Origin of the sequence: Gordonia sp. (in: high G+C Gram-positive bacteria), from assembly GCF_049299075.1 — a bacterium.
Taxonomy (GTDB): domain Bacteria; phylum Actinomycetota; class Actinomycetes; order Mycobacteriales; family Mycobacteriaceae; genus Gordonia.
In genome coordinates this window covers 1-6,331 of record NZ_JBAQWU010000502.1, presented here as the reverse complement: position 1 = coordinate 6,331, position 6,331 = coordinate 1, and the positions used below count along the sequence as shown (strand labels likewise).

The following is a 6,331-nucleotide window of genomic DNA, read 5'->3' as shown; positions in this document are numbered from 1 at the left end:
GGGCCGCCCTGCGAATGGGGGGGCGGCCCTTCTCGTGGTGTGCGGTGTTACTCGTCGTTGAGCGGATTTCCGCCCTTGGCTTGCAACTCTTGCAATGCCTTCTTCTCGAGGGCGTGCTGCTGGTGCGCGATCTTGGCGTTGCTCTCCTGCTCCTGGAGGGAGTCTGGATTGAGCGCGGAGCCTGAACCGGTCTCGCCAGTGAAGCCGAGCTTACCCATCCGCTTCGGCAGCGGTGCACCCTCGTAGGGGAGCGGGATCGGATGGCCGTGTTCATCCACCGGGCCAAGTGGCTGATGGATCTCGATGAACTCGCCGATCGCCTCGCGTCGGATGATGCCGGTCTCGATACCGTGTTCCAGGACCTCACGGTCGCTGCGCTGTAGCGAGATGGCCCAGCGGTAGGCGATGAAGTACACCAGCGGCGGGATCAGAATTAGACCGATACGACCCGCCCACACCGTCAGGTTCAGTGAGATGTCGAACTTCATCGAGATCACGTCGTTCATACAGCTGACGGTCAGGATGATGTAGAAGGCCAGAGCCATTGCGCCAACCGCTGTACGCACCGGGACGTCACGCGGACGCTGCAGCAGATTGTGGTGCGCCTTGTCTCCGGTCAGGGCTGACTCGATCCACGGATAGGTGAACAGCAATCCAAAGACTACGCCGATCACCACCACGACCCAGAAGATCGCGGGAATGGTGTAGTTGCCCAGGTATAGCTCCCACGCCGGCATGAGCCGTGCGAAACCGTCCGTCCACATCATGTAGATGTCTGGCTGTGAACCGGCCGAGACTTGCGACGGATTGTACGGGCCGATGTTCCACACCGCGTTGATCTGGAATAGACCGGACATGAGCGCCAGGGCGCCGACGGTAATGGCGAAGAATGCACCGCCCTTAGCCGCGAATACCGGGAGAATCCGGACGCCCACGACGTTGTTCTCGGTACGGCCCGGGCCGGGGAACTGGGTGTGCTTCTGGTACCAGACCAGGGCCAGGTGGGCTCCGATCAGCGCCAGAATGATGGCCGGGAAGATCAGCACGTGCAGCACGTAGAGGCGCGGAATGATGATGTCACCCGGGAAATCGCCGTTGAACAGGGCGAACTGGATCCAGGTGCCGACCAGCGGGATCGAGAGGACGATACCGCTCATCGCCGCGCGGACGCCGGTACCCGACAGCAGATCGTCGGGCAGCGAGTAGCCGAAGAAGCCCTCGAACATCGCGAGCAGCAACAGGAAGCAGCCGATGACCCAGTTGGCTTCACGGGGCTTGCGGAACGCGCCGGTGAAGAAGATGCGCATCATGTGAATGATGATCGACGCCGCGAACAGCAGGGCCGCCCAGTGGTGGATCTGTCGGACGAATAGACCGCCGCGTACCTCGAAGGAGAGGTTCAGGGTGGTCTCGTATGCGCGGCTCATGGTGACGCCGTTGAGCGGCAGGTAGGAACCGTCGTAGGTGACGTGCGCCATCGAGGGGTCGAAGAACATGGTGAGGTACACGCCCGACAGCAACAGGATGATGAAGCTGTAGAGGGCGAGCTCGCCCAGTAGGAACGACCAGTGGGTCGGGAACACTTTGTTGATCTGGCGGCGGACTCCAGCGGCCATACGATAGCGCTGGTCCATCCCATCCGCCTGCGTGGCGACGCGATCGGCGATCGTCATGACTTACGCTCCCAGAATGCCGGTCCGACGGGCTCGATGAAGTCGCCGTTGGCGACCATGTACCCCTGATTGTTCACCGTGATCGGCAGCTGTGCGAGAGCGCGCGCAGCGGGTCCGAAGACCGGCTTGGCGTACTCGAGTGCGTTGAACTGCGACTGGTGGCACGGGCAGAGGATGCGGTTGGTCCGCTGCTCGTACAGTGAGGTCGGGCAGCCGAGGTGGCTGCAGACCTTGGTGTAGGCGTAGTAGTCGCCGTAGTTGAAGCTCTCTTGTCCGCGACGCTTGATCACATGCGCGGCGTCGGCTGGACGTAAGCGGATCAGCATGACTGGGTTACGCACCGCACGCATACTCTTGAGCAGCTTGTGACGCGACTCTTCGCTCTCGCCGTAGCCGTCGGAGACCCGCCACGGGAATACTGTTTCCATGCCGCCCGCATCCAGATCCTCCGGACGGACCAGCGCCACCTGATAGGGGTTGCCGGTGTCGCGGCGCAAGAACACAGTCTCATTCTTGACCGAGTCGTGGATCGGTGACCAGCCGCTCTGCCAGAGGTCGTCCTTTGGATCGCCCCAGGGATTCTTGATGAATCCGCCGATCGCGGCGACGCCACCGGCGACGGCCAGAGCGCCGACGCCGAAGACGGCCGAGCCCATGATCATTTTGCGACGGGGGAGCGTGGACGAATCCAGCGAGTCCGCCAGCTCGGCGACCAGGGAGTCCCGGTCGGACCGCTCGGACGGGCCGTCGTGGCGCTGTTGGACCGAGATCTCGGCCGGGATAAAGCGTTTGGTCAACTGGATGACGCCGAACCCGAAGAACAGGATCGACAGACCGAAGGACAGGCCCAGTGCCGGGGTGTAGAACGTGTACGCCCAGTACCCGTCCTTGTTCGGCATGGTGAATTCCCACTTGTTCCAGATGAACAGGGCGAATCCGGCGATGGCTAACAGGCCAGCCAGCACGAACCAGATCGCGATGATGCGCTCGGAGCGCTTCTCGGCCTTGGTGCCGGCGACCGGGTAGCGAGGCTCGCGGTAGATGATCTCGACATCGTCGAGGTTCGTGCCGAGCGTGACCAGCTCGTCGCGGCTCATCGCGTCGAGCTCGTCGCCGGTGGGGACGTCGTTACTCGTGGCGCTCAATTTCGTGATCCAATCCACATCGCACCGGCAACGATCGCGGTGATGCCGAGGACCCACATGACCACACCTTCGGAGGCGGGACCGAAGCCGCCGAGGCCGAAGCCGCCGATCGGGTTCGAGGAGTCGGCGTACCGGATGAAGCCGATGATGTCCTTCTTGTCGTCAACAGAGAGCTGACGGTTGGAGAACCTGGGCATGTTCTGGGGGCCGGTGAGCATCGCAGTGTAGAGCTGCTGCTCGTTGACACCGGTCAGCGGCGGGGCGAACTTACCGCCGGAGAGGGCGCCGCCCCGACCGGTAAAGTTGTGGCAGGAGGCGCAGTTCAGCCGGAACAGCTCCGAGCCGCGACCGAGATTGTCGCCCTGAAGCGACTCCATGGCGAGGACTGGCAGGCCCTCTTCGTTACGAACGATGTTGCCGTTGGCGTCATGCTCGTACTTCACGCGCGGACCGCCGCCCATTGCCTGAATGTAGGCGCCGAGCTGGTCGATCTGGGATTGGCTGAACTTGACGGCCGAGCGCTGGACCTGGGCCTCACCGCGGGCGGCGGGCATTCGGCCGGTGGAGACCTGGAAGTAGACGGAGGCGTCGCCGACGCCGAGGAGGGTGGGACCGCGGTCCGGGACCCCCTCCAGATTCTTACCGTGGCAGGTCACACACGAGGTCTCGTACAGTTGTTTGCCCTCGGCAACCAGGCTGGCGGCGTTCGCGTCAGCGGTGGCAACCTGAGCTTTCGGGGTCAGCAGGCCAGCCAGCAGTCCGGTGGCGACCAGACCGAAGAGCAGGAAGGCGGTACCGCCAGCCCGCCGACGGAGCTTGCGACGCGCTTTGGCGCGCTTGGCGGACGTCGGGTCGGGGCCAGCGGTGGCTACGGGCCCTGCGGAGGCGTCGTCGCCGTCGAGCGGCTCAGACGAACTCGGTGGAGATGATCTCATCGGTTTCTCTCTACTAAGCGTTGGGACTGTTCAGCGAGCCCGGAGCTACTGAAGGAAGTAAATGACGGCGAACAGGGCGATCCAGACGACGTCGACGAAGTGCCAGTAGTACGACACGACGATCGCGGCGGTCGCCTGCGCGGGGGTGAACTTCGACAGTCGCGTGCGCACGAGCAGGAGCACGAAGGCGACCAGGCCGCCGATGACGTGCAGGCCGTGGAAGCCGGTGGTCATGAAGAAGACCGAGCCGTAGGCGGACGAGGAGAGGGTGACGCCCTCGGCGACCATCTGGGTGTACTCAAAGACCTGTCCGCAGACGAAGATGGTGCCCATGATCAGGGTGATGGTGTACCACCGGCGCAGACCGAAGACGTCGCCGCGTTCGGCGGCGAAGACACCCATCTGGCAGGTCACCGAGCTGAGGATCAGCACCACCGTCACCGGAATGGCAAGCGCCAGATTCAGGTGGGCCGGCGGCTGCGGCCACTCGGTCGAGTTGGCTCGGGCGACGAAGTACATCGCGAACAAGCCGGCAAAGAACATCAACTCGCTCGACAACCACACGATCGTGCCGACGCTGACCATATTCGGGCGGTTCAGCGAGTGCACACGCGAGGTGATGGCGGTTCCTGGGGTACCCACGGCGCTAGTCACAAGAAGAAGTATGACGGTTCGTAGTACGACGTGCCTACCCGGGTCCCAAATTGGTCGGAAATTGTTGTTCCGCCGCTGGTCCGAGCAGTGGGCGGGGTGGTGTCTCGGCGTGTCTCAGTGGCCCAATGGGGCCGACGGCACCCGCGTGTCGGTGTGTCGCCGGGAATGTCGTGTGACCAATGCGAGGGGAGAGCCTGATGTGTCTGGTGGGGCCTTGATGCTCAGGTGCGCAGCGCGACGTTCGGCGATGGGGCGGCGCTCGCTACGCTGGCGGAGTGACTTCGCCGCAAATCTCCTCGCCGCAGATCTCCTCGCCGCAGAGTTCCTCGCCGCAGGACTCCTTGAACCCGCCGGTGGCTGCCGAACTGACTTGGCCGACCGTGTTGGGCAAATTGACCGAGGGTGTTGACTTGACGGTCGAGGAGGCTGCGTGGGCGATGGGCGAGATCATGTCCGACTCGGCGACCGGTTCGCAGATCGCTGCGTTCGGGGTGGCGGTGAAGATGAAGGGTGCGGCACCGACCGAGTTGCGCGGACTGGCCCAAGCCATGCTGGATCGGGCCCACCGGGTAACGACGGCTGTACCCACGGTGGACATCGTCGGCACCGGTGGCGACCGTTCGCATACGGTCAACATCTCGACGATGACGTCGATCGTGGTGGCGGCCGCTGGCGTCCCGGTGATCAAACACGGCAACCGGGCCGCCTCGTCGAAAAGTGGCGGCGCGGATGTGCTCGAAGCGCTCGGTGTGGCGATCAACCTTGGCGCGGCCGCAGTGGAGCGCTGTGTCGCCGAAGTGGGTATCGGGTTCTGCTTCGCCCCGGTCTTTCACCCGGCGTTTCGGTTCGCCGGTCCGCCGCGGCGAGAGATCGGTATCCCTACTGTCTTCAATGTGCTCGGACCGCTGACCAATCCGGCGGCGCCGCCCACCGGGCTGATCGGTTGTGCCTTCAGCGATCTGGCCCCTACGCTCGCGCAGACCTTCGCCGATCGGGGCAACCGGGTGCTGGTGGTGCGCGGCGACGACGGACTCGATGAACTGACGACGACAACGACGTCCACGGTGTGGCAGGTCGTCAACGGTCAGGTGAATCAGCTCCGGGTAGATCCAGCCGAGCTTGGCCTCGAATTGGTTGAACTCGCCGCCCTGCAGGGCGGCGACGCCGAGCAGAACGCGCAGATCGCCCGCGACTTGTTCGATGGGGCGCGTGGCCCGGTCCGTGACGCGGTGACGCTGAACGCCGCGGCCGCGTTGGTGGCCTTCGAACAAGACGGTATCTATAGCCAGATTGAGTTCAACGAAGCCCTCGGCGGGGCGATGACGCGCATCGGCGAGGTGCTGGATTCGGGGGCTGCCGCCCACCTGCTTGCGCAGTGGGCGCAGCTGAGCTCCTCACTCGCCGATTGAGAAGCCGTCTTCGACCTCCGAACTGGAATAGCTCCGGAAAGCAATGTGGGTGGCGCTGCTACGAACCCCCGGCAGCCGGTTGATCTGACCGGTCACCACTGCGGCGATCTCGTCGTGGTCGCGGACCCGCACCTTGGCGATCAGGTCGACGTCCCCGGCGCACGAATAGACTTCGGTGACGCCCGGGATGTTGGCGACGGCCTGGGCGGTCTCCGGGATCTGGTGGATGTCGGCTCCGATGAGGACGATGGCGGTGATCATGCTCCGAGCCTAAACGAACTGCGCGCCGACGAACCGGGCTCGTGGTCCGCCGGTGCCTCGCGCGCACTGCGAGCGGTCTCGGCAAAGCCGAGGCGCCACTGCGCTGTCCCGATCGGGGTGGACAGCTCGCCGGTGACCGAAACCAAGCGGGTACCCGGCTCGGTGATCCAGCGGGCGATCAGGGCGAGCTCGGCGGCCGGTGCTCCGGCGAGCGGCCCGGCGTCGGGGCCGGGCGGCGCGATTGACTGCGCGCC

6 protein-coding genes and 1 pseudogene are annotated in these 6,331 nt (G+C 64.5%); 1 reads left to right on the top strand and 6 read right to left on the bottom strand.

Annotation, left to right across the window (positions count from 1 at the left end):
• Window positions 1-47: 47 nt before the first annotated feature.
• Genes WAW85_RS15950 through WAW85_RS15935 form a run of 4 tightly spaced genes read right to left on the bottom strand, consistent with a single transcriptional unit; the run spans window position 48 to window position 4,407 of the window.
• Window positions 48-1,673, bottom strand: coding sequence for a cytochrome b (locus WAW85_RS15950; RefSeq protein WP_422560568.1), 1,626 nt, complete (start codon window positions 1,671-1,673; stop codon window positions 48-50).
• Window positions 1,670-2,818 (bottom strand): ubiquinol-cytochrome c reductase iron-sulfur subunit, encoded by a 1,149-nt coding sequence (locus WAW85_RS15945; protein ID WP_422560567.1) that lies wholly within the window; start codon window positions 2,816-2,818, stop codon window positions 1,670-1,672. Before WAW85_RS15945 ends, WAW85_RS15950 begins: the two co-directional genes overlap by 4 nt.
• Complete coding sequence (locus WAW85_RS15940) at window positions 2,815-3,753, bottom strand: c-type cytochrome (RefSeq protein WP_422560566.1); 939 nt, start codon at window positions 3,751-3,753, stop codon at window positions 2,815-2,817. The genes WAW85_RS15945 and WAW85_RS15940 overlap by 4 nt, the downstream gene beginning before the upstream one ends.
• Window positions 3,754-3,798: 45 nt before the next feature.
• Window positions 3,799-4,407: a cytochrome c oxidase subunit 3 gene (locus tag WAW85_RS15935; protein WP_422560565.1), complete on the bottom strand. Its 609-nt coding sequence runs from the start codon at window positions 4,405-4,407 to the stop codon at window positions 3,799-3,801.
• A 353-nt stretch (window positions 4,408-4,760) separates the two neighbouring features.
• Here WAW85_RS15935 and trpD point away from each other — a divergent pair, with 353 nt between their 5' ends.
• Window positions 4,761-5,816 carry an anthranilate phosphoribosyltransferase gene (gene trpD / locus WAW85_RS15930; protein WP_422560569.1) on the top strand — a complete coding sequence of 352 codons (1,056 nt, stop codon included), beginning with the start codon at window positions 4,761-4,763 and terminating at the stop codon, window positions 5,814-5,816.
• On the opposite strand, the gene WAW85_RS15925 is transcribed toward trpD, so the two are convergent.
• Window positions 5,802-6,077, bottom strand: coding sequence for an Lrp/AsnC family transcriptional regulator (locus WAW85_RS15925; RefSeq protein ID WP_422560564.1), 276 nt, complete (start codon window positions 6,075-6,077; stop codon window positions 5,802-5,804). The two genes, trpD and WAW85_RS15925, sit on opposite strands and share 15 nt — an antisense overlap.
• Window positions 6,074-6,331, bottom strand: a pseudogene (locus WAW85_RS15920) (hypothetical protein); the annotation flags it as partial. The pseudogene WAW85_RS15920 and the gene WAW85_RS15925, both read right to left, overlap by 4 nt.

Coding starts and splice junctions, on each gene's coding strand:
- WAW85_RS15950 (WP_422560568.1), bottom strand. CDS start 1,673: ATGACGATCGCCGATCGCGTCGCCACGCAGGCGGATGGGATGGACCAG.
- WAW85_RS15940 (WP_422560566.1), bottom strand. CDS start 3,753: ATGAGATCATCTCCACCGAGTTCGTCTGAGCCGCTCGACGGCGACGAC.
- WAW85_RS15925 (WP_422560564.1), bottom strand. CDS start 6,077: ATGATCACCGCCATCGTCCTCATCGGAGCCGACATCCACCAGATCCCG.